Source organism: Dinoroseobacter shibae DFL 12 = DSM 16493, assembly GCF_000018145.1.
Classification (GTDB): Bacteria; Pseudomonadota; Alphaproteobacteria; order Rhodobacterales; family Rhodobacteraceae; genus Dinoroseobacter; species Dinoroseobacter shibae.
This window is the reverse complement of record NC_009952.1, coordinates 1,132,261-1,152,915: the sequence shown is the minus strand read 5'-3', so window position 1 is coordinate 1,152,915 and position 20,655 is coordinate 1,132,261. Positions and strand designations below refer to the sequence as shown.

Below are 20,655 nucleotides of genomic sequence, written 5' to 3'. Positions count from 1 at the left end.
TAGGTTCATTCCGTGTTTGCCAAGTACCGAAAAGACGCGCCGGCAAAGCCACGCCCTCCTGCGATCGCGGCGGGCGCAATCGCGACCGAGCCCGCGCCAGGCTCGGGTCCGGAGACGGCCAAGCCCAAGATGCGTCCGAAGCCCAAGCCCGAAACAGCCCCCGCCACGCCGGAAGCTCAGGACAAGGAAGCCCGGCGCCAGCAGAAGCTGAACGAGCTCAAGGTGACCCTGCACAAACAGCTGCTCGAAGAACTGAACCTGTCGGCACTGGAAAGCGCGAGCGAGAAAGAACTGCGCGCAGAGATCGCCCAGATCGTCACCGAATCGCTCGCAACCCTGAGCGTCGCCCTGAACAAGGACGAACGCCGCACCCTTTATGAAGAGCTTTACGACGAAGTGCGCGGTCTCGGCCCGCTCGAGCCCTTGCTGAAGGACGAGGATGTCAACGACATCCTGGTGAACGGACCGCACCGCGTCTTCATTGAAAAGGCGGGCAAACTTCAGCTTTCAGACGTAAAATTCCGGGACGAGAAACATCTGCTCCGGATCATCGACAAGATCGTCTCCGCCGTGGGGCGGCGTGTTGATGAACAGAACCCCTATGTCGACGCGCGCCTCGCGGACGGCTCGCGGTTCAACGCCATGGTCGGGCCGATTGCCTGCGACGGAAGCCTGGTGTCGATCCGGAAGTTCAAGAAGGACAAGCTGGGAATTGATGAGCTGGTCAATTTCGGCGCCTTTTCGGAGGAAATGGCGGTCTATCTGCAAGCCGCCGTCGCGTGTCGGCTGAACGTGATCGTGTCCGGCGGGACGGGTTCGGGCAAGACGACCACGCTAAATGCCCTGAGTTCCTTCATCGACAATTCCGAACGTATCCTGACCATCGAGGATACCGCGGAACTCCAGTTGCAGCAGGTGCATGTGGGCCGGATGGAAAGCCGGCCCGCGAATGTTGAGGGCAAGGGCGCCGTGACCCAGCGTGACTGTCTGCGCAACGCCCTGCGGATGCGCCCGGACCGGATCATCGTGGGCGAGACCCGTGGCGAGGAGGTGATCGACATGCTCCAGGCCATGAATACCGGCCATGACGGGTCGATGACCACGATCCACGCAAACTCCGCCCGGGACGGGGTCAGTCGACTGGAAAACATGGTGGCCATGGCCGGGATCGAGATGCCCATCCGGGCTTTGCGGGCACAGATCTCCTCGGCCGTGAACCTGATCGTGCAGGCCTCGCGCCTGCAGGACGGATCGCGCCGGATGGTGTCGATCACCGAGATCACCGGGATGGAGGGGGACATCATCTCCATGCAGGAGGTGTTCAGATACCAGCGCACAGGTCTGCTGCCCGACGGCAAGATCAAGGGTCACTTCACTGCAACCGGCGTGCGCTCGCACTACTCGGAGCGCTTCAAGCAATGGGGCTATGACATTCCGGCTTCGATCTACGAGCCGACAAAGGAATAGACATGACCATCAGCATCGAACCCCTGATTTATATCGGAATTTTCGTCGGCGTGCTGTTCCTGGTCGAGGGGATATACCTGGTCGCCTTCGGGAAGTCGATCAGCCTGAACAGCAAGGTCAACCGGCGCCTCGACATGCTCGACAAAGGCGCCACGCGGGACGCCGTGCTCGACCAGCTTCGCAAGGAGATGTCGCAGCACAAGACGACCTCGATCCTGCCCCTTTACGCAATGCTGGCCGACAAGGCCAAGAAGGGGAACATCGCGTTTTCTCCCGCAGCGCTGATCATGATCATGGTGCTATTGATGGGCGTGTCCTTTGTCGGTCTGACACTCGGCACCCAGGCCTCCCTGGCGGTGCGTGTCGTGGCGTCGGTCGCGATCGGAATCGGCGCGGTCTACATGTGGGTCAACAAGAAGGCCAAGCAGCGGCTCGCGATGATCGAGGAACAGCTGCCGGACGCAGTGGAGCTGATGGTACGCTCCCTGCGGGTCGGGCATCCGTTCTCATCGGCGATCAACATCGTCGCAAAGGAGGTGGCCGATCCGCTTGGCACGGAATTCGGCATGATTGCCGATGAGGCCGCCTATGGGCGCGATGTCACCGAAGCGTTGAAGGAACTGGCCGAGCGCATGGACATGCAGGACCTGCGCTTCCTCGCGGTTGCCGTGTCGATCCAGAGCCAGTCGGGAGGCAACCTGGCCGAAATCCTTGACGGGCTCGCCAAGGTGATCCGAGCGCGCTTCAAGCTTTTCCGCCGCGTCAAAGCCATCACCGCGGAGGCGAAGTGGTCTGGGATGTTCCTGTCTGGCTTTCCGTTTCTCGCCCTTGTGGGGATCAACCTGATGGAGCCGGATTACTACGCGGACGTGAAGGACACCCCCGCCTTCATCCCGGCCTGTGTCGTGGTCGCGGTCTTTCTGACAATCAACATCATCTTCATGAAGATGATGGTGAACATCAAGGTCTAGAGCCATGGCGATCCTGGAGCAGTTGAACACCCTTCTTGTCGCTTATCTCGGCCCGCTCGGTCCGGTTCTGGCCGCCGGATTCCTTGGCGCGATGCTGATCTTGCTGACCTTGCCCTTTCTGCTCCGCAAGGAGAAGGATCCGCTCCTGAAGATCAAGCAGGAGCGGCTGGGCACCGCGAAGCGCGCTGCCGAGGATGGCAAGGGCAAGCAACTGCGCCAGGACGATCCCGGCAAGAAGCTGGAGCGGTTCTCGCAATACCTCGAGCCCCAAGATAACGAAGAGCTGTCGGCGATCCGGCTCAAGCTGATCCAGGCCGGCTACCGACAGAAATCCTCGGTCCAGATCTTTCACTTCGCGCAACTGGCGCTCGGCCTCGGGTTCCTGTCGATCGGGGTGATCTACACCTTCTTTTTCGGCGGCGGTGAAGACCCAGACGTCACCAAGGCCACTCTGACCACCCTGGTGCCGGGCTTTTGCGGCTACTACCTGCCGAAATACTGGGTCGACAAGCGGATCGACAAGCGACAGGAGGAAATCACGAACGGTTTTCCCGACAGCCTCGACCTCATGCTCGTGTGCGTCGAAGCGGGACAGGGCCTGGATCAGGCCATCATCCGCGTCGCCCATGAGATTCGCGCGGGCTATCCCGACCTCGCCGATGAATTCGAGATGGTCGCCTTCGAGATCAAGGCTGGCAAGGACAAGATCACCGTGCTGAAGGACATGGCCGAACGTTGCGGCGTGGGGGACGTGACCTCCTTCGTCACCGTTCTGATCCAGTCGCAGTCCTTCGGCACCTCGATCGCGGATGCCCTGCGGGTCTATGCCGGGGAGATGCGTGACAAACGGGTCATGCGCGCCGAGGAAAAAGCGAATGTTCTGCCAACCAAGCTGACACTCGGGACGATGATGTTTACGGTGCCGCCACTGCTGATCATTCTGATCGGGCCATCGATGTGGAGCATCTATGAAAGCCTGTCCCAACGCGGCGGTCCCTGACTACATCACGCGACGACCGATGGTCTGGCTCGTGCTCGCGGGTATCGGCCTGATGGCAGCGTGCACGGACGTCCCTTCGGATGAAGGTGCATTTCCCGTTGACGGCCCATTCCCTCCTACTGCGCTTGCCTCGGATGGTGCAGCGGTGGACGGGGTCCTGGTCGGCAACCGCCTGATGCAAGCCGGCGAGTACGAGCTGGCCCTGCGTGCCTTTTTCCGCGCCGGTGCCGAGCAGGGCATGACAGCGGAGATATTGTCCGGGATCGGCTCGGCGAACCTGAAACTCGGCCGCCTCAACCAGTCCGAAACGCTGTTGCGCCGGGCGGTGGAGGAGTACCCCGATTATGTGCCGGGCTGGAACAATCTGGGTGTTCTGCTGATGGAAAAAGGCGATTACGGCGAAGCCTCCCGCGTCTTCCGGCAGGCTTTCGCGCTGGACAGTGGCAATTCGGACGACATTCGCAACAACCTGAGCCTGGCTCTCGAAAAACGAGACGCGCTGCGCTATTCTCAGCCCAGCGAAAACAAGGAGTTCGATCTGGTCTGGCAGGGAAATGGCAGTTACGCACTGATCTCACCCTGACACATACCTGAAATCGAACCCGACCAGAGCAGTTGAAGGACGCGACAATGCGCCATTTGCAGGCCTTGGCCCCCATGGGCCTGGTGTTGCTGGCAGTTACCGCCTGCACGCCGTCGGAGGAAATCGATGTGACCCGCGAGCTTGAAGCGGTCAATGTCATCGACGAACACAACCTCAATGAGCTGATGCTGAACTCTGCCGACCCGGAGGAGGCCGTGGCCTATTTCACGCGCGCCGTGGCAGAAAAACCCGACCGCATCGACCTCAAGCGCGGGTTGGCGGCAGCCTTGATCCGCAACAACAGTGTCAATCCTGCGGTCACCGCCTGGCGCAATGTGGTTGCCATGGACGCGGCAAGCCATGCCGACCGGGTTGAATATGCCGGTGCCCTGATCCGCGCGGGGGAGTGGGAGACGGCCAAGGCCCAGCTCGACGCCATTCCGCCGACCTACGAGACATTTCAGCGATACCGGCTCGAGGCTATCGTCGCCGACAGCGAGAAAGACTGGCGCGCTGCCGACAGCTTCTACGAGATTGCCGTGGGGCTGACCACACGCCCTGCCGGCGTGCTGAACAACTGGGGGTTCTCCAAGCTGAGCCGCGGGGATTTCCGGGGCGCCGAGAAGCTGTTCAACGACGCGCTCGGCTACGACCCGGATCTGTTCACCGCAAAAAACAACCTGGTGCTCGCGCGCGGTGCACAGCGCAACTACGCGCTGCCGCCCGTGCGCGTCACCCAGACCGAGCGGGCACAATTGTTGCACACTCTTGCCCTATCCGCGATCAAACAGGGGGATATTGCAACCGGGCGCGGCTTGCTGCGCGATGCAATAGACACCCATCCCCAGTATTTCGAGGCAGCTGTGCGCGCGCTGAGGACGCTGGACAGCGAGGCTTGATCCCACCATGGCAGTGACCGTTTCCCAAGCTCTCTGGTTTCTGCCGTTCATCTTGCCGATCTGCCTGTTCGTGGCCTGGAGCGACATGAAATTCATGCGCATCCCCAACAGATCGGTTCTGCTCCTGCTGGGAATGTTCGCGATCGTGGGCCTCTTGGCCCTGCCGCTGCTGGATTACGCATGGCGATGGGTCCATGTGATCGCCGTGCTGGCGGTCGGCTTCGTGATGTCCAGTGCGGGCCTCGTTGGGGCGGGGGACGCGAAGTTCGCCGCCGCCATGGCCCCGTTCGTGGCGCTGCAGGACGCGCTGTTGGTGGTTGTGCTGTTCTCCGCGATCCTGCTCGGCGCCTTCGCGACCCATCGCCTCGCGCGGATGCTGCCTGCGGTCCGGCGACTGACCCCAGATTGGGAAAGCTGGACGCGCAAGCGCGACTTTCCCATGGGGCTCGCTCTGAGCGGGACGCTGATTTTCTACTTTTTGCTGCCTGTTCTTCTTCCGCAGGTCACGCTTTCTTAAATCTCCGCTGCGACTGTGACGCGGCGGAGGACCGAGATGAATCAACACGCCCCCCCTTCGATCGCACCGGTCAGCCCCCGCAGCATCGCGGAGCTCGACTTGCCTGCGACCATGTTGCAGGATCTGCTGCTGAAAACGATGTTTCGGCGGTCCCTCACGCGGGTCTCCGAGATGGCCGAAGCCATGCACATTCCCGTGCCTTTGACTCAGGAGCTGGTCGATACCGCACGGCAATTGAAGCTGGTCGAGGCACTGGGCTCGCTCACCTCCGAAGGCTCGGAGGAGATGCGCTTTGCCCTGGCCGACCACGGCAAGGCGCGTGCTCTCGATGCGCTGACCCAATCGGAATACTACGGCGCTGTCCCGGTCCCATTGGAGCACTTTGCCGAGCAAACGAAACGCCAGTCGATCAAGAAGGTCACCCTGACCCCCGAAACCCTCGGCCAGTCCATGGAGCACCTGGTGCTGCCCAAGGGTCTGTTGCAGCAGCTTGGCCCGGCGGTGACCTCTGGCCGGTCGGTGCTGCTCTACGGGCCGCCGGGCAACGGGAAATCCTCGATCTCCAACGGGATCCGCGACGCCATGGGCGACCATGTCTACGTCCCCCACGCGATCAGCTATGGCGGGCAGATCATCACCGTCTTCGACCCCGTGGTCCACACCCCCGTAACACCGCCTGCACAAACCGTCAGCCGCCTGAGACGCGCAACCACCCATGACCAACGCTATGTCTGCTGCCGCCGCCCGGCGGTGATCACCGGTGGTGAGCTGGAGCTGGCGATGCTGGACCTTGTCTACAACCCGGTGGCCCGCACCTATGCCGCACCCCTGCAATTGAAAGCCACGGGCGGCATCTTCATCGTCGACGACCTGGGCCGACAGGCCGAGCCGCCTCAGGCGCTCATCAACCGCTGGATCGTGCCGATGGAGGCCGGATATGACATCCTCGCCCTGCAATCGGGCGAGAAATTCGTCGTGCCCTTCGACACGCTGGTGATCTTTTCCACCAACTTCCACCCTAACGAGATTTTCGATAATGCCGCCCTGCGGCGGGTTTTCTTCAAGCTCAAGATCGACGGCCCCACCAAGGAAGAGTTCCTCAAGATCTTCGGCCTCGTGGCCAAGGCCAAGAAGATGCCCCTGGACGAGACCAGCCTGATCCACCTGATGAGCCGGAAATACCCGGAGGTGGACCATGTCTATGCCAATTTCCATGCCAATTTCCTGATCGATCAGATGATCGCGGTTTGCGACTACGAAGGCATCCCGCGGCAAATGACGCCCGACCTGATCGACCGCGCCTGGTCCAACCTTTATGTGGACGACGCAGAGATCGCACACTGACGCGCCATCCCCCTTGGCCCCGACGCGGCTGCAGACTATCTCCCGGGGATGCCCGCTGCCCCGCCCCCTTCCCTGCCCAACGAAATCACGCGCTGGATCGCCGCCCAGGGTTGGGCGCTCCACCCCCATCAACGCGAGATGCTGGCCCGGTCTCAGGATCCCGCGCTTCTGCTCATCGCGCCCACGGGGGGCGGCAAGACTTTGGCCGGATTCCTGCCGACATTGGCCGAGCTTGGCCCCGCCCCCCCGCCCGGACTGCATACCTTGTACATCTCGCCGCTCAAGGCGCTCGCGGCGGACATCAAACGCAACCTGCGCCGCCCGATCGAGGAGGCCGGTCTGGCCATCCGGGTCGAGGACCGCACCGGTGACACCAGCCAGACCCAGCGCAAGCGGCAGCGCGCCGACCCGCCCCATATCCTGCTGACAACGCCGGAAAGCCTCGCGCTCATGCTCAGCTACGAGGATGCGGCGCGCACCTTCGCCGGGGTGCAGCGCGTGATCGTGGACGAGATCCACGCGCTCGCCGAGTCCAAGCGCGGCGACCAGTTGATGCTGGGCCTCGCGCGGCTGCAATCGCTGGTCCCAGGCCTGCGTCGGGTCGGACTGTCGGCGACGGTAGAGGACCCGCCGGCCATCGCCCGATTTCTCGCACGGCATCCCGATCCGTGCGACATCCTGCTCGCCGACCCCGGCCCTGCACCCGACATAACCATGCTGCAAACCGACGAGGCCCCACCCTGGAGCGGCGGCGGCGGACGCTATGCCATTCCGGCGATCCTGCAGGCGGTCAAGGCGCACAAGACCACGCTGATCTTTCACAACACCCGCGCCCAGGCGGAGCTGTTCTTCCACGCGCTCTGGCTCGCCAACGAGGATGCGCTGCCCATTGGCATTCACCACGGATCGCTCTCGCGCGAGCAACGCCAGCGAGTCGAGGCCGCCATGGCCGAGGGCGCGCTGCGGGCGATCGTCTGCACCGGTTCTCTCGATCTCGGGATCGACTGGGGCGATGTGGACCTCGTGATCCAGGTCGGCGCGCCTAAGAACGTCAAGCGGCTGGTGCAGCGGATCGGCCGCGCCAATCACCGCTACAACGCGCCCTCCAAGGCGCTGCTGGTGCCCGCCAACCGGTTCGAGGTCGTGGAATGCCATGCGGCGCTGAAAACCATGGCGGACGGCAAGCTCGACGGGGAGCCGCGCGCCGAAGGGCCGCGCGATGTTCTGTGCCAGCATATCCTCGCCGTGGCGGCGGCGGGGCCGTTCGATGCCGATGCCCTGTTTGCCGAGGTCACGAGCGCAGGCGCTTATCGCGACCTGACCCGCCCCGCCTTCGACGATTGCCTCGAATTCTGCGCCACGGGGGGCTACGCCCTGCGCGCCTATGACCGCTGGCAGCGGCTGCTGCACCGCCCGGACGGGATGTGGCAGTTGCGTGACCCCCGTGCCGCGCGCCAGATCCGAATGAATATCGGCACGATTATCGACACCGAAACCCTCAAGGTCAGGCTCAAGAACCGGCGCGGCGGCACGCCCCTCGGCGAGGTCGAGGAAGGCTTCGCCGCCACCCTGACCCCTGGCGACACCTTCCTGATCGGCGGGCAGATCGTTCGCTACGAAGGATTGAACGAGTTGACGGTCGAGGTCACCCGCCGGGCGGACAAGCAGCCCAAGATCGCCACCTTCATGGGCACGAAATTCGCCACCTCCACCCAGCTCAGCCACACCATCCTCGAGATGTTCCGCCAACCTGACTGGCCCGAACTGCCCTCGGCGACCTGCGAATGGCTGCACCTGCAACGCAAGGTCTCCAAACTGCCAGAGGCCGACCGGATGCTGATGGAAACCTTCGGTCATGAGGACCGGCAGTACCTTGTGTGCTACGGCTTCGCGGGCCGGAACGCTCAGCAGACGCTGGGCCTGCTGCTGAGCCAGCGGATGGAGCTGGCCGGGCTCGCCCCCATCGGCTTCGTTGCGACGGATTACGCCACCATGCTCTGGGGGCTCGAAGAGGTCCGCGATCCCGCCGCGCTCGTGCGGCCCGACGGGTTGCGCGACAGTTTCGAGCAGTGGCTCTCCGGCAACGCGGTGATGAAGCGCACCTTCCGCGCCGCCGCGATCATCGCCGGGCTGATCGACCGCAACACACCCGGGCGGCGCAAGACCGGGCGACAGGCGACGTTTTCCTCCGACATCCTTTACGACACCTTGCTGAAATACGATCCCGACCACGTGCTGATGCAGATCACCCGCGAAGAGGCCCGGCGCGGCCTCGTGGATTTCGGCCGGATCGAGGAGCTTCTCGCGCGTACCACGGGTCGCGTGGACCATCGCCGACTCGACCGGATCAGCCCGCTGGCGGCGCCGCTGCTGCTGGAACGCGGCACGGTGCCCGTGGCCGGCGCAGCGGAGGATCGCCTGCTCGCCCAGGCCGCCGAGGCCCTGATGCAGGAGGCCGGCCTGCCCGCCTGAGGGGACTTGCGCTCGGGCCGGAAATGCGGTTGGACCAAAGCATGAACACACACGGCTTCACCTTCGCGGGCGCGAACCTGCATGCCCTCCCGAGCGGCGCCTTGTGGTGGCCCGCGGCGCGGCTCCTTGTGGTCTCCGATCTGCATCTGGGCAAGTCCGAACGGCTTGCCCGGCGGGGCGGTGCGCTGCTGCCCCCGTATGAGGCCGAGGAAACGCTGACGCGGCTGACCACGGATATCGACCGCACACAGGCCCGCGAGGTGATCTGCCTCGGGGACAGTTTCGACGACCGCGCCGCGGCCGACGCCCTGCCTCGGGCACATCTGGACTGGATCGCGCGGTTGCAGGCCGGTCGGCGCTGGATATGGATCGAGGGCAATCACGACCCCGGCCCCGTAGCGCTGGCAGGCGCACACCAGGCAGAACATGTGCACCGCCCGCTGACCTTTCGCCACATCGCGACACCCGACAGTGCGGCGGGCGAAGTGTCGGGCCATTACCACCCCAAATGCCGCCTCGCCCTACGCGGCGGGCGTGCCGTGACCCGGGCCTGTTTCCTCGTGGATGACCGGCGCCTGATCCTGCCCGCCTATGGCGCCTATACCGGCGGCCTTCAGTGCGACGCGCCGGTGTTGCAGGACTTGATGGCACCGACGGCACGGGCCATTCTCATCGGCACGCCGCCACGGGCAGTTCCGATGCCCCAACGCAAAGATCGCGAAAGGGCTACCCCGTGACCGCAGAGATCGAAACCCGCATCGCCGAAAGCTTCGCGCGCCAGGGCCTCATGGGCAGTTTTGGTGCAGAGATCCTATCGGTGAGCGCGGGCCACGTGGTCCTGCAAGCCCCGATCCGTTCGGCAGCGCAGCAGCAGCACGGCTTCGCCCATGCAGGGCTGACCTTCGCGCTGGGAGACAGTGCCGCGGGCTACGCCGCGCTGACCACCATGCCGCCGGACCGCGAAGTGGTGACATCGGAGATGAAGATCAATCTGCTCGCCCCCGGCAAGGGCGCGTTCCTGCGCGCCGAAGGCCGTGTCATCCGCGCGGGCAAGCGGCTGGTGGTGGTCACGGCGGAGGTCTTTCGCGACGATGGCGAGATGGTCGCCCTGATGCAGGGGACCATGATACCTGTATCCGCTACGGCCTGATCGAACCGCCGTTTTTAGGCACGGGAAACGGCCATTGACCCGAGGCCACCTTCTGTTTCAGACCCGTTGGGCCACAACCGGTCATCTTCCGACGGACCGAGCGCCCAAAACCACAGACACCAGCACAAGATATGCAAAACACAGCTCCAAGCCCTCTTCAAAAAACCTCGCCAGCCACCCCGACCCGGTGACCAATACGAACAGACCTTCCCACTCTTCCATGACCTGCCCAAGTGCCGCGGCAAAGACCGCAGCCATCAGAGCGAGTGCCCAGCCTTGCTTGCCAGCAACCGCCCGGAGGAAAAGTGGGACACCGCGAAAGCACAGGATCAGTCCACTCATAACTACAATCGCGGCGATTATGGCCCCCACGACACTCGTCGCCGTGAAGCCTTCCTCGGTATAGAAACTGATCGTGAGCAGACGCTCGTCAACGATCCACCAGTCCTGCTCCGCTTCGCGCTTGGCAAGGAGCAGCAGGGCAACCGGCACGGGAAGCGCCTTCAGCCAAGTGGACCGGGGAAAGAGGACGAAAAAGGCAGCCGCGCTTACAGGCAGGATGAGGATCGTGCCGATTTCCAGGGGTCCGCTCTCTTCGACCAGAGAGGCCATGCCGCCCATGAAAGGCGACAAACCAAACACCGCGGCGAAAAGTACCAAGAGACCTGAAAAAACAAATCCGAACCTGGACATCTCGGGCCTTCCTGTGTCGCAAAAGGGAGCCCCCGGGATATCCCAAAGCCACGCGGAAGTGGAAGCTCAGCAAAAAAGGCGCCCCCAGATAGGAGCGCCTCTGATGGTTTTTGTTCCCCTGCTGCAACAGGGCCGGGCGTCAGGTGCTCGGTTCGGGTTCCATTCCGCCGTCGCGTGGCTTGGAGCGGGACTTGGCTTTCGGGATCGCCGTGACCGATGGGGTGCCCGAGGTCGGGGTATCGTCCTCGTCATCGCCGCGGTTCAGCGGCTCGCCGTTGATCACCTTCTGGATCTCCGCCCCGGTCAGGGTCTCGTATTCCAGCAGGCCCTGGGCCAGACGTTCCCACTCGTCCTTCTTCTCGGTCAGGATGCGCTTGGCCGTGTTGTAGCCTTCGTCGATGATCTCCTTGACCTTTTGGTCGATGATCTTCTGGGTTTCCTGGCTGTGATTGGTACCGCCACCATAGCTGCCCAGGTAGGACTGCTGTTCGTTGGCATAATCCACATGGCCCAATTCCTCGGCAAAGCCGAACTGGGTCACCATGGCCCGTGCGATCTTCGAGACCTGCTGAATGTCCGAGGTCGCCCCCGAGGTCACATTCTCCGGTCCGAATTTCAGCTCTTCCGCCACCTTGCCGCCCATCGCCATGGCGATTTTCGAGATGTACTTGGTCTTGGTCACGCTCAGTTGATCGCGCTCCGGCAGGGACATCACCAAACCGAGGGCCCGGCCGCGCGGGATGATCGTCGCCTTGTGGATCGGGTCATGCTGCGGCACGTTCAGGCCGACAATCGCGTGGCCCGCCTCGTGATAGGCGGTCAGAGCCTTTTCTTCCTCGGTCATGACCATGGACCGACGCTCTGCCCCCATCATCACCTTGTCCTTGGCGGATTCGAAATCCTCCATGGTCACGAAGCGGCGTCCGACACGGGCCGCCATCAGCGCGCTCTCGTTCACGAGGTTGGCGAGATCCGCGCCGGAAAAACCGGGCGTGCCGCGCGCGATGATGCGCAGATCCACATCGGGGCCCAGCGGCACCTTGCGGGCGTGGACGCCCAGGATCTTCTCGCGCCCCTTGATGTCCGGGTTCGGGACCTGGACCTGGCGGTCGAACCGGCCCGGGCGCAGCAGTGCAGGGTCGAGCACGTCCGGACGGTTGGTCGCCGCCACGATGATGATCCCCTCGTTGGCCTCGAACCCGTCCATCTCGACCAGCAGCTGGTTGAGGGTCTGTTCGCGCTCGTCATTGCCGCCGCCATAGCCCACGCCACGGGACCGGCCCACGGCGTCGATCTCGTCGATGAAGACGATGCAGGGCGCATTCTTCTTGGCTTGCTCGAACATGTCGCGCACCCGGCTGGCGCCGACGCCCACGAACATCTCGACGAAGTCGGAGCCCGAGATGGTGAAGAAGGGCACACCCGCCTCGCCCGCAACGGCGCGCGCAAGCAGCGTCTTACCAGTGCCCGGAGGTCCGACAAGCAGTGCGCCTTTCGGGATCTTGCCCCCCAGCCGCGAGAATTTCTGCGGATTGCGCAGAAACTCCACGATCTCTTCGAGGTCGTCCTTTGCCTCGTCGATGCCAGCAACGTCATCGAAGGTCACGCGCCCCTGCTTTTCGGTCAGCAGTTTCGCCTTGGACTTGCCGAAGCCCATGGCCCCGCCCCGTCCGCCGCCCTGCATCCGGTTCATGAAGAAGATCCAGATACCGATCAGGATCAGGAAGGGCAGCAGCGTGCCGATATAGGACAGGATGCCGCTCTGCTCCTGGGCGCGGGCCTCGATCTGGACATTTTCCTCCAGAAGCAGTCCGGTCACGTCCACCCCTTCGGGCTTCACGGTGGTCAGCTGCTGCCCGTCGCCAGTGCGCATGGTGACATTCTCGCCATCGAGAACGACGCTGGCGACATCGCCTTGCTCGACGCGGTCCACGAATTCGGAATAGGTGATGGCCCGCGAGTTGACCGTCGATTGCCCCCCGCTGAACAGGTTGAACAGGGCCAGGATGAGCAGGAACAGCACAACCCAGAACGCGACGTTTCGCAAATTGCCCACGAATGATTCTCCTCAAGGACGCGCGCTCAGGTCGGCGCGCCGGTACGGTTGTCTTACAAAATAGCCACCAAACCGATCAGTTCAATGCGGAATCAACCCGGAAATGAACGAAGCGGGCTCAGGTTGCCTGTCAACCCGGCTTGACAGACCCCAGTTCAGGCGCGGAACCGAGAGAACCTCGTCGCCCCGCCACAAGGCCGGTGTTGACATCAGGCTGGGATGGGGCGGGCCGGGATCGGGACGCGTGATCTGGCCCAATCCGGCCTGTCCAAGCGCTCTGACAGTCACATCCGGGCGTGTTTCATCCTTCGCGAGGCGCAGCTGCCAGCGCCCGTCCCACAGCGCGCCCGCGGGCACCTCCAGCGCAGCAACCGCACGGTATTCGCGGCACACCCGCCAGGCCGAAACGCCCGCCAGAAGGCGGCATCCGTGCAGGGTCGCGCCCTGCCCGGCCTCCAGACCGTCCCAGACCCCGGTCAGGGCCGAAAGGCGCGGCCGGTACGCCGCTCCGGCGACCCAGCGCAGCGCCTCGGCCAGCAGACGCAGCCGTGTCTCTGCGTCCAGCGCGGACAAGGCATCTGCCGTCAGCAGGATATCGCCGTCCTCGAACCGCACCGCACCGGCCTGCGCGGCCTCCGCCGCACGCCGACCCAGGGCTTCCTGCGCACGGGCCATCGCCTGCGCCGTGTCCGCGAGCCGCGCCACCGGCAGGTCGAGCGCCGCCATCGCCTGCCGCACGCGCACCCGATCGAAGCGCAGGTCCGCGTTGCTTGGATCTTCGGCCCATGCGACGCCCCGCGCCGTCAGGTCCGCGCGCAAGGCCGCGCGCGATACCGCCAAGAGCGGCCGCAGCCAGACCGTGCCAGCGCGCAGCGTTCTCGGACGCATGGCCGCAAGCCCATCCACGCCCGAGCCCCGCAGCAGACGCAGGAGCACCGTTTCCGCCTGGTCGTCCTGGGTATGGCCGAGACAAACCACGGCGCAGCCCTGCGCTTGCGCCCAGTCCGACAGAAGCCGGTAGCGCGCGTCACGGGCCGCGGCTTGCAGGTTGCCCGCAGGCGCCTCGTCCCAGGTCAGACTGTCATGGGGAATGCCCAGCGCAGCGCAGGTCTTGGCGGCCAATGCGATCTCATCCGCCGCTTCGGGGCGCAAGCCGTGATCCACGCTGGCCGCCCGAAGCTCCGCACCGCTCTGCGCCGCCCAGTCCGCCAGAAGGTGCAAAAGGGCCATTGAATCGCCGCCCCCCGACATCGCGACGCCAATCCGGCGGGCATCCGGCACCCAGCGCTGCATCGCCTCCGCCAGCGCCTGTCCCGGCGCCGCGGGATCCGTCATGGGCAGGCCAGCTCGCCGCGGGCAGTGTTCGCCCCTATGGAGGGCGCGCCGCCGGGGAAGCGGACGGAGACCTCGCGCAGGGTAATGCAGGCCTCGTCGCGCTGTCCCAACTCGGCGAGGCTCAGCCCCAGCCGGTAGAGCGCCTCGGGCGCGCGCGGTCCGTCAGGAGAGCCGGAGAAGCTTTCGAGATAGGCGCGCGCCGCCCTGCTCCACTGGCCTTGCGCGGCCTCGGCCTGGCCGCGCAGGTAATGCGCCTCGGCCACCAACGGGCTGCCGGGATAGGTCTGGGTGTAGGCTGCGAAGGCCTCGGCCGCCCCGGCCGCATCCCCATTGTCCAGCAGCGCCTGCGCCGCATCGAAATCGGCCTGCTCGGCCACGGCAAGCTGCGGCGTCTCGGGTCCCGGACCGGGAACGGGGGGCGCCGGGCGCGGCACGTCCTCGCCGCCCAAGGTCGTGGTCTCGCCCAGCTGCGACAGGTCCCCGCCCTCCAGCTCCACCAACCGGAATTCCAGGTCCCCGATCCGGTTGGTCCCGTCGCGGACGATCCGGTCGATGCGAAACTCCAGCTGCTCGGTCTTGGCGGTCAGGCGCGACAACTCCTGCTCCAGCGTGTTGAGTCGGTCCAACGCGTTGGGCGGCAGGCTGATCTGTGGCGCGCCCGTGGTCGATTGCTCCCGCTTGAGGGATTGCAGCTCGACATAGAGCACCGACAGCTCCTGCCGGATATCGGCCAGGGTCTGATCCCGGTCCTGCGCCGTGACGGTGACGCTCGACAGAAGCAGAACGCCCATGGCCGGCCCGACGATCCTGCGCATCCCGGTCATGACCCGTCCCCTCAGGATCCGGGCGCGGCGCTCAGCACCGTGACCGCGCGGCGGTTCTGGGCATAGCACCGCTCTTCGGAGCAGACCTCGATCGGGCGCTCCTTGCCAAAGGTCACCGTGCTCAGCCGGTTGTCGGCCACCCCTTGCGAGACCATGAAGTCGCGCACGGCACTGGCCCGGCGCGCGCCGAGGGCGAGGTTGTATTCCTGCGTGCCCTGTTCGTCCGCATGACCTTCGATCACGGCGGTGTAGGCCCCGTTATCCATCAGCCACCGGGCTTGCTGGGACACGACCTGCTGCGCCTCGCCGCTCAAGGTGCTCTGGTCGACCGCGAACAGAACCCGGTCACCGATGGCCTGCTGGAAATAGGCCGGCGAGGTCGGGTCCCCGAAATCGCCCGAACTCAAGGCTCCGCTGCCGGCCGTGCCGCCGCCCGCGCCGCCGCCGAACAGCCCGCCCGAACCCGCACAGCCCGAGAGCGCCAGCGCCACGATCAGCGCCAGGGGCGCACGCAGCCGCGAAGTGTGAAAATGTGTCATTGCCCGCTCCTCGATTTCTCTTTTGTGCACTGTAACATGTCTTTTTGCGCCCTGCACCGGGTGATCTCAGGGCAGTAGCGGCGACCAGGCCGGGTCCGACGCCGCCCCCGGGGTCGGCACGCGCCGCAAGTTCCGGCCCGAGATATCCACCGAATAGAGCGATGGCGCCCCCCCCGCGCCGGAGGTTTCCCGCGTGAACATGATCACCCGCCCGTTGGGCGACCAGGTCGGGCTTTCATCGAGGAAAGACGACGTCAGCAGCCGCTCCTCGGAGCCGTCCGTGCGCATCACCCCGATATGGAAGCGGCCCTGGTTCTGCTTGGTGAACGCGATCAGGTCCCCCCGCGGCGACCAGACCGGCGTGCCGTAGCGCCCGGGGCCGAAGCTGATGCGCCGCGCCTCTCCGCCCGTGGCGGACATCACGTAGAGCTGCTGCGACCCGCTTCGGTCGCTCTCGAACACAATCTGACGCCCATCCGGCGAGAAGCTCGGCGCTGTCTCGATGGCCGGGGTGGCCGTCAGCCGGGTTTGCGCCCCGCTGGACAGATCGCGGCGGTAGATATCGCTGTTGCCGCCATTGGTCAGCGAGAACACCACCGACCGCCCATCCGGCGAGAACCGCGGCGCAAAGCTCATCTCGCCCCCCTGGGCGGAGCCAAGCCCTTGGCTGCGCACGGAATTCACATCGAGCAGCGTGATCTGCGGCCGTCCCGTCGCGTAGGATGTATACAGCACCCGATCGCCCGTGGGCGAGAACCGCGGCGCCAGCACGATCGCACTGCTGTCGGTCAGGAACTGCACGTTCGCACCGTCATAATCCATGATCGCGAGCCGCTTTTGCCGCGCATTCTTGGGGCCGGTTTCCGACACGAAAACCACGCGGCTGTCGAAATACCCGCCCTCCCCGGTGATCCGGCTATAGACCGCGTCGGCGACCTTGTGGCCCATGCGCCGCCAGCTCGATTGACTCGCCACGAATTGGAGCCCCTTGCCCAAGGGCGCATCCGAGAACACGTCGAACAGCCGAAACTTGACCACCAGCCGACCATCGCTCGCCACCGACACCGACCCGGTAACCAGCGCCTGGGCATTGATCGCCTTCCAGTCGGCATATTGCACCGGCGAGTCGAAGCTGGTGATCGGGCTGATGAAGGCGTTCTCCGGGATGGCCCGGAACAGCCCCGATCCTTCCAGATCATCGGCCACAACCTGCGCGATGTCACGGGCGAACTGGCTTGCGGCGGGTGTCTCGGCCAGAAACGGCGGCACCGCGATGGGCAGCGGTTCGATCACCCCTTCGGTGATCTCGATCCGCAGGGGGCCGGGATTGCCCTGGGCCTGCGCCGGTCCGGTCAGAAACAGCGCCGCCAAACCGACGCTCAAGGCACTCAAGAAGGCTCGTTTCATCGGATCCGCATCCTTTCGGGGTTAAATGTCATCTCGATATCGCGCCACTGGGCATATTTCTCAACCGGCAGATCGAAACCGGCGCTGCCGCAGCGGATGATTGCCCGGCGTGCCGTCTCGAAGGCCTGGCGCGCCGCCGCGTCCGAGCCGCCTTCGGAGCCGATCATGCGGATGGAATTGATCACGGGGCGGCCCGATTGCTCCATCTCCACTGCGACCGTGACCGTGGTGCGCAGCGCATCCGACGACAACGAACCCACGTTCCAGCATTGCTGAACAGCGACGCGCAGACCGTCCCGTTCGGACGCGGTGAGTGGCGGACCGACGGGCACATCCGGGCGGCTCACCGCGCTCGGGGTCTCCGCGGCCTCTGCCACGGCAGCCGCGACCGCATCGGCGACCGGGTCCGGCGCAGTCTCGGCGGGCGTTTCCGGCGGCGCTTCGGGTGTGGGCGGGGCCTCCACCGGCACGGGCCGGGGGCGGTCGGGACGCGCCGAGGGGCGCGGGCTGGCGATCAAGTCCGGGGCCTGGCTTTCGGGATCGGTCTCGGTCGCCTCGGTGATAATGCGTGTGGTCGCGGCCTCGGGGGCCGTGGCCTCTTCCGCAGGCACGGCCTCGGCCCCGGAATTGTCGGGGGTGACGGCCTCCTGCCGTTCTGGCGCGACCTGCGCCTCCGGCTCGGGCTGCGGCACGGGCTCGGGTGCCACGCGCTCTGCCGGGGGCGGCGGCGCGGGCTCCGGCTCGGGGATCGGCACGGGTTCGGGTTCCGGCTGCGGGACGGGTTCCGGCGCTGGCGCAGGTTCGGGGGGTGGGGCGGGTTCTGGGGCCGGCGCGGGCACGGGGGGTGGCGCGGGCGCGGGCTCGGCAACCTCCGGCGCCCGGGTCATCGCGGCAAACTCCGCCTCGCTGAACAACACGACATCAGCCGCCGAAGGCACCGGCAATTCGGGCGCGGAGTAAAAAAGTCCGCCCAGGGCGAGCCAGGCCAAGAGCGCCAGATGCCCCGCGCCGGAGATATAGGTCCCGGTCTCGATATGCGGCAGGCGCACCATCGCGGGCCTAGCCCTCGCTCCCACCGTCGAAATCGGGGCCGCCGGTTTCGGTCACAAGCCCGATATTGTTGAACCCGGCGGCATTGAGCGCGCCCATGACCTGCATCACCTCGCCATAGGAAATCCCGCTATCAGCCCGGAGGAACAGCCGGTCGCCCTCCCGCTCCGCCGCGATGGCGCGCAGGCGCGGGATCAGCGTATCGCGCGGCACTTCCGTGGTCTGGATCAGCACGCGGCCATCGGCGGCCACGGTGACTGTCAGGGGCTCCTCCTCGCTGCCCGGCAGGGCCTGGGCGTTGGTCTCGGGCAGATCGACAGGCACACCCACGGTCAGCAGGGGTGCGGCCACCATGAAGATGATCAGGAGCACCAGCATCACATCCACGAAGGGGGTGACGTTGATCTCGGACATCGCCTTGGCCCCGCCCCGGCCCGACCGACGCCCACGCCGACGCCCGCCGCTGCCGCCCGCCCCACTGGAAACTCCGGCTTTCACGGCTCAGGCGTCCAACTGCCGCGACAGGAGCGTTGCGAACTCGTCGGCAAAGGCCTCGTAGCCACCCACGATCCGGTCCGCATCCGCCGACAGCTTGTTATAGGCCACCACCGCCGGGATCGCCGCCAAGAGCCCCAGCCCCGTCGCCAGCAGCGCCTCGGCGATGCCCGGTGCCACCACGGCGAGGTTGGTGTTCTGCTGGATCGCGATCTGCTCGAAGCTGTGCTTGATGCCCCAGACCGTGCCGAACAGGCCGATGAAGGGCGCCGTCGCCCCGGTGGTCGCGAGGAAGTTGAGCCCGTTCTGCAAACGCTCGCTCTGCTTGGCGATGGCCACGTCCATGGACCGGTCTATCCGCTGCTGCGCCCCGGGGATCAGATCCCCGGTGTCGCGGTGCGAGCGCCGCCATTCCGTCATGCCCGAGGCGAAAACCCGCTGCGCCGCGCCATCGGGTGTCGGTCCGATCTCGTCGAACAGGTCGTCGAGCGGATCGCCCGACCAGAAGGCGGCATCGAACGCCTCGGCCTCGGCCCGCGCCTTGCGGAAGGTGATCCATTTCTGAATGATGATCGACCAGGACCAGAAGGACATCCCGATCAAGAGGATCATCACCAGTTGCACGGTCAGGGTCGCACGCGCGAAAAGCGCGAGAAACGAGAAGTCTATCTCGGGTGTCATGGCCTGCTCAGTCCTGTCTCCGGCCCTTCGGGAGCCGTTTGTTATGCCGACAAGATACGCGCTTTGCCGGGTTTTTGAAAGGCTGCAGAACGGCTCTAGCGCGTTTTCGCCTCTGCCCCGAAGGCCGCGACAACCTCACGTGGCATTCGCGCAGGCCGCCCCGTGCCCGACAGGCAAACGATTGTCACCAAGGCAGAAAACAGCACCTCTTCGCCGCGCAGCACCCCCTGGTCGAGCACGATGCGCGCCCCGGTGACCTGACGGGGCGCGGTGGTCACGCACAGGTGATCGTCAAAGACTGCCGGACGCAGGTAGTCCGCCTCCACCCGGCGCACGGCAAAGACCACGCCCGATGTGTCGCGCAGGGCGGTCTGGTCGATGCCGAGGGCGCGCAGATACTCGCTGCGCCCACGCTCGATGAACTTCAGGTAGTTGGCATAATAGACGATGCCCGCAAGGTCGGTATCCTCGTAATAGACCCGCAGATCGAAGCGATGGACGCTCATTGCGTCGCCCCGATCCGCGCCGCGACCCGCAAGACATGGGCCGGATCCGTCGCCGCCACGGGCAGCACCGGATCATAGGCGGCCCGGATGACCTGCGCGATCTCGGGCTTGAGCAACGTGGCGCCGCCCTGCGTCGCCGCAAGGGGCGAGGTTTCGGTGAAGGCCCTGTCGGACCACAGCAGGATCGTCTGTACCGCCTGGCTGAGCGCCAGTGTCTCCGCCGGGACCGCCGAAAGATGCGCATCCATGCGCAGGAATACGAAAGCCGCCTTGATCCCGCCCTCCGTATCGAAGCGAAAAAACCGGTACTGATTGGCCTCCGCCGCCTCCAGCCGCGCGACCAGCGGCCCCAGCTCGGGCACCAGCCGGTCCATGTTCGGCACCTCCGGCAACTCCGCCCAATCGCGAAAGAAAAACACCATCAGGTTGGCGCCCAGTTCCGGATCGGTCTCGGCGATCTCGATCCCGGCCAGCCGGGCCACCGCCTCGAACGCGCCCTTGACCACCGACAGCGTCGCGTCGTCAACCCCGAACACGACCGGCGCCTGAGGCCGCCCCCAGCGCGCACAAAGGTAGCTTCCATCCCCGCGGGTAAACAACGCCTCGATCTCGTCTGCCTGCACGCCCTGCCCTTCACCTTTGCAGAAATACTCCCCCCGGAGGCAT

Annotated in this window: 21 protein-coding genes; 10 read left to right on the top strand and 11 right to left on the bottom strand. The window is 65.3% G+C overall.

Annotation, left to right across the window (positions count from 1 at the left end):
- Positions 1-12: 12 nt before the first annotated feature.
- From DSHI_RS05755 to DSHI_RS05710, 10 genes are read left to right on the top strand one after another with little or no spacing between them, the layout of a single operon-like run.
- Complete coding sequence (locus DSHI_RS05755; RefSeq protein WP_012177799.1) at positions 13-1,467, top strand: TadA family conjugal transfer-associated ATPase; 1,455 nt, start codon at positions 13-15, stop codon at positions 1,465-1,467.
- Between the two features lie 2 nt (positions 1,468-1,469).
- A complete protein-coding gene (locus tag DSHI_RS05750) occupies positions 1,470-2,438 on the top strand; it encodes a type II secretion system F family protein (RefSeq protein ID WP_012177798.1) in 969 nt (322 codons plus the stop codon).
- A 4-nt stretch (positions 2,439-2,442) separates the two neighbouring features.
- Positions 2,443-3,438 (top strand): type II secretion system F family protein, encoded by a 996-nt coding sequence (locus DSHI_RS05745; RefSeq protein ID WP_012177797.1) that lies wholly within the window; start codon positions 2,443-2,445, stop codon positions 3,436-3,438.
- Positions 3,407-4,021, top strand: a complete 615-nt coding sequence (locus DSHI_RS05740) for a tetratricopeptide repeat protein (RefSeq protein WP_245533059.1) — start codon at positions 3,407-3,409, stop codon at positions 4,019-4,021. The genes DSHI_RS05745 and DSHI_RS05740 overlap by 32 nt, the downstream gene beginning before the upstream one ends.
- A gap of 47 nt (positions 4,022-4,068) precedes the next feature.
- On the top strand, positions 4,069-4,920 hold the full coding sequence (locus DSHI_RS05735; protein ID WP_012177795.1) for a tetratricopeptide repeat protein: 852 nt from the start codon (positions 4,069-4,071) through the stop codon (positions 4,918-4,920).
- A 7-nt stretch (positions 4,921-4,927) separates the two neighbouring features.
- Positions 4,928-5,437: an A24 family peptidase gene (locus tag DSHI_RS05730; protein ID WP_012177794.1), complete on the top strand. Its 510-nt coding sequence runs from the start codon at positions 4,928-4,930 to the stop codon at positions 5,435-5,437.
- 36 nt (positions 5,438-5,473) lie between these two features.
- On the top strand, positions 5,474-6,781 hold the full coding sequence (locus tag DSHI_RS05725) for an ATPase (RefSeq protein WP_012177793.1): 1,308 nt from the start codon (positions 5,474-5,476) through the stop codon (positions 6,779-6,781).
- A gap of 48 nt (positions 6,782-6,829) precedes the next feature.
- Positions 6,830-9,253, top strand: a complete 2,424-nt coding sequence (locus DSHI_RS05720; RefSeq protein WP_012177792.1) for a ligase-associated DNA damage response DEXH box helicase — start codon at positions 6,830-6,832, stop codon at positions 9,251-9,253.
- A gap of 41 nt (positions 9,254-9,294) precedes the next feature.
- Entirely contained in the window at positions 9,295-9,990 is a 696-nt protein-coding gene (gene pdeM / locus DSHI_RS05715; RefSeq protein ID WP_044028448.1) for a ligase-associated DNA damage response endonuclease PdeM, read from the top strand.
- Positions 9,987-10,403: a PaaI family thioesterase gene (locus DSHI_RS05710; protein WP_012177790.1), complete on the top strand. Its 417-nt coding sequence runs from the start codon at positions 9,987-9,989 to the stop codon at positions 10,401-10,403. Before pdeM ends, DSHI_RS05710 begins: the two co-directional genes overlap by 4 nt.
- A gap of 81 nt (positions 10,404-10,484) precedes the next feature.
- Here the strand turns inward: DSHI_RS05710 and DSHI_RS05705 are convergent, their stop codons facing one another.
- The 11 genes from DSHI_RS05705 to DSHI_RS05655 form a co-directional block, all read right to left on the bottom strand.
- Positions 10,485-11,096, bottom strand: a complete 612-nt coding sequence (locus tag DSHI_RS05705) for a hypothetical protein (RefSeq protein ID WP_012177789.1) — start codon at positions 11,094-11,096, stop codon at positions 10,485-10,487.
- Between the two features lie 139 nt (positions 11,097-11,235).
- Positions 11,236-13,152: an ATP-dependent zinc metalloprotease FtsH gene (gene ftsH, locus DSHI_RS05700; protein WP_012177788.1), complete on the bottom strand. Its 1,917-nt coding sequence runs from the start codon at positions 13,150-13,152 to the stop codon at positions 11,236-11,238.
- 81 nt (positions 13,153-13,233) lie between these two features.
- On the bottom strand, positions 13,234-14,487 hold the full coding sequence (gene tilS, locus DSHI_RS05695; protein WP_012177787.1) for a tRNA lysidine(34) synthetase TilS: 1,254 nt from the start codon (positions 14,485-14,487) through the stop codon (positions 13,234-13,236).
- On the bottom strand, positions 14,484-15,302 hold the full coding sequence (gene ybgF, locus DSHI_RS05690) for a tol-pal system protein YbgF (protein WP_012177786.1): 819 nt from the start codon (positions 15,300-15,302) through the stop codon (positions 14,484-14,486). The genes tilS and ybgF overlap by 4 nt, the downstream gene beginning before the upstream one ends.
- A gap of 20 nt (positions 15,303-15,322) precedes the next feature.
- Positions 15,323-15,850 carry a peptidoglycan-associated lipoprotein Pal gene (gene pal, locus DSHI_RS05685; RefSeq protein ID WP_012177785.1) on the bottom strand — a complete coding sequence of 176 codons (528 nt, stop codon included), beginning with the start codon at positions 15,848-15,850 and terminating at the stop codon, positions 15,323-15,325.
- Positions 15,851-15,916: 66 nt separating this feature from the next.
- Positions 15,917-17,257, bottom strand: a complete 1,341-nt coding sequence (tolB, locus tag DSHI_RS05680) for a Tol-Pal system beta propeller repeat protein TolB (RefSeq protein WP_012177784.1) — start codon at positions 17,255-17,257, stop codon at positions 15,917-15,919.
- Complete coding sequence (locus DSHI_RS05675) at positions 17,254-18,291, bottom strand: hypothetical protein (protein WP_044028444.1); 1,038 nt, start codon at positions 18,289-18,291, stop codon at positions 17,254-17,256. The genes tolB and DSHI_RS05675 overlap by 4 nt, the downstream gene beginning before the upstream one ends.
- A gap of 25 nt (positions 18,292-18,316) precedes the next feature.
- Complete coding sequence (tolR, locus tag DSHI_RS05670) at positions 18,317-18,721, bottom strand: protein TolR (RefSeq protein ID WP_012177782.1); 405 nt, start codon at positions 18,719-18,721, stop codon at positions 18,317-18,319.
- 87 nt (positions 18,722-18,808) lie between these two features.
- A complete protein-coding gene (gene tolQ, locus DSHI_RS05665) occupies positions 18,809-19,483 on the bottom strand; it encodes a protein TolQ (RefSeq protein ID WP_012177781.1) in 675 nt (224 codons plus the stop codon).
- Between the two features lie 95 nt (positions 19,484-19,578).
- Positions 19,579-19,989 carry a tol-pal system-associated acyl-CoA thioesterase gene (gene ybgC, locus DSHI_RS05660; protein WP_012177780.1) on the bottom strand — a complete coding sequence of 137 codons (411 nt, stop codon included), beginning with the start codon at positions 19,987-19,989 and terminating at the stop codon, positions 19,579-19,581.
- Positions 19,986-20,612, bottom strand: a complete 627-nt coding sequence (locus DSHI_RS05655; protein ID WP_012177779.1) for a hypothetical protein — start codon at positions 20,610-20,612, stop codon at positions 19,986-19,988. Before DSHI_RS05655 ends, ybgC begins: the two co-directional genes overlap by 4 nt.
- Positions 20,613-20,655 lie beyond the last annotated feature (43 nt).

Coding starts and splice junctions, on each gene's coding strand:
- tolB (WP_012177784.1), bottom strand. CDS start 17,257: ATGAAACGAGCCTTCTTGAGTGCCTTGAGCGTCGGTTTGGCGGCGCTG.
- DSHI_RS05750 (WP_012177798.1), top strand. CDS start 1,470: ATGACCATCAGCATCGAACCCCTGATTTATATCGGAATTTTCGTCGGC.
- DSHI_RS05745 (WP_012177797.1), top strand. CDS start 2,443: ATGGCGATCCTGGAGCAGTTGAACACCCTTCTTGTCGCTTATCTCGGC.
- pal (WP_012177785.1), bottom strand. CDS start 15,850: ATGACACATTTTCACACTTCGCGGCTGCGTGCGCCCCTGGCGCTGATC.
- DSHI_RS05705 (WP_012177789.1), bottom strand. CDS start 11,096: ATGTCCAGGTTCGGATTTGTTTTTTCAGGTCTCTTGGTACTTTTCGCC.
- DSHI_RS05740 (WP_245533059.1), top strand. CDS start 3,407: ATGAAAGCCTGTCCCAACGCGGCGGTCCCTGACTACATCACGCGACGA.
- ybgF (WP_012177786.1), bottom strand. CDS start 15,302: ATGCGCAGGATCGTCGGGCCGGCCATGGGCGTTCTGCTTCTGTCGAGC.
- DSHI_RS05730 (WP_012177794.1), top strand. CDS start 4,928: ATGGCAGTGACCGTTTCCCAAGCTCTCTGGTTTCTGCCGTTCATCTTG.
- ybgC (WP_012177780.1), bottom strand. CDS start 19,989: ATGAGCGTCCATCGCTTCGATCTGCGGGTCTATTACGAGGATACCGAC.
- DSHI_RS05725 (WP_012177793.1), top strand. CDS start 5,474: ATGAATCAACACGCCCCCCCTTCGATCGCACCGGTCAGCCCCCGCAGC.
- tolQ (WP_012177781.1), bottom strand. CDS start 19,483: ATGACACCCGAGATAGACTTCTCGTTTCTCGCGCTTTTCGCGCGTGCG.
- DSHI_RS05735 (WP_012177795.1), top strand. CDS start 4,069: ATGCGCCATTTGCAGGCCTTGGCCCCCATGGGCCTGGTGTTGCTGGCA.
- DSHI_RS05720 (WP_012177792.1), top strand. CDS start 6,830: ATGCCCGCTGCCCCGCCCCCTTCCCTGCCCAACGAAATCACGCGCTGG.
- tilS (WP_012177787.1), bottom strand. CDS start 14,487: ATGACGGATCCCGCGGCGCCGGGACAGGCGCTGGCGGAGGCGATGCAG.
- pdeM (WP_044028448.1), top strand. CDS start 9,295: ATGAACACACACGGCTTCACCTTCGCGGGCGCGAACCTGCATGCCCTC.
- tolR (WP_012177782.1), bottom strand. CDS start 18,721: ATGTCCGAGATCAACGTCACCCCCTTCGTGGATGTGATGCTGGTGCTC.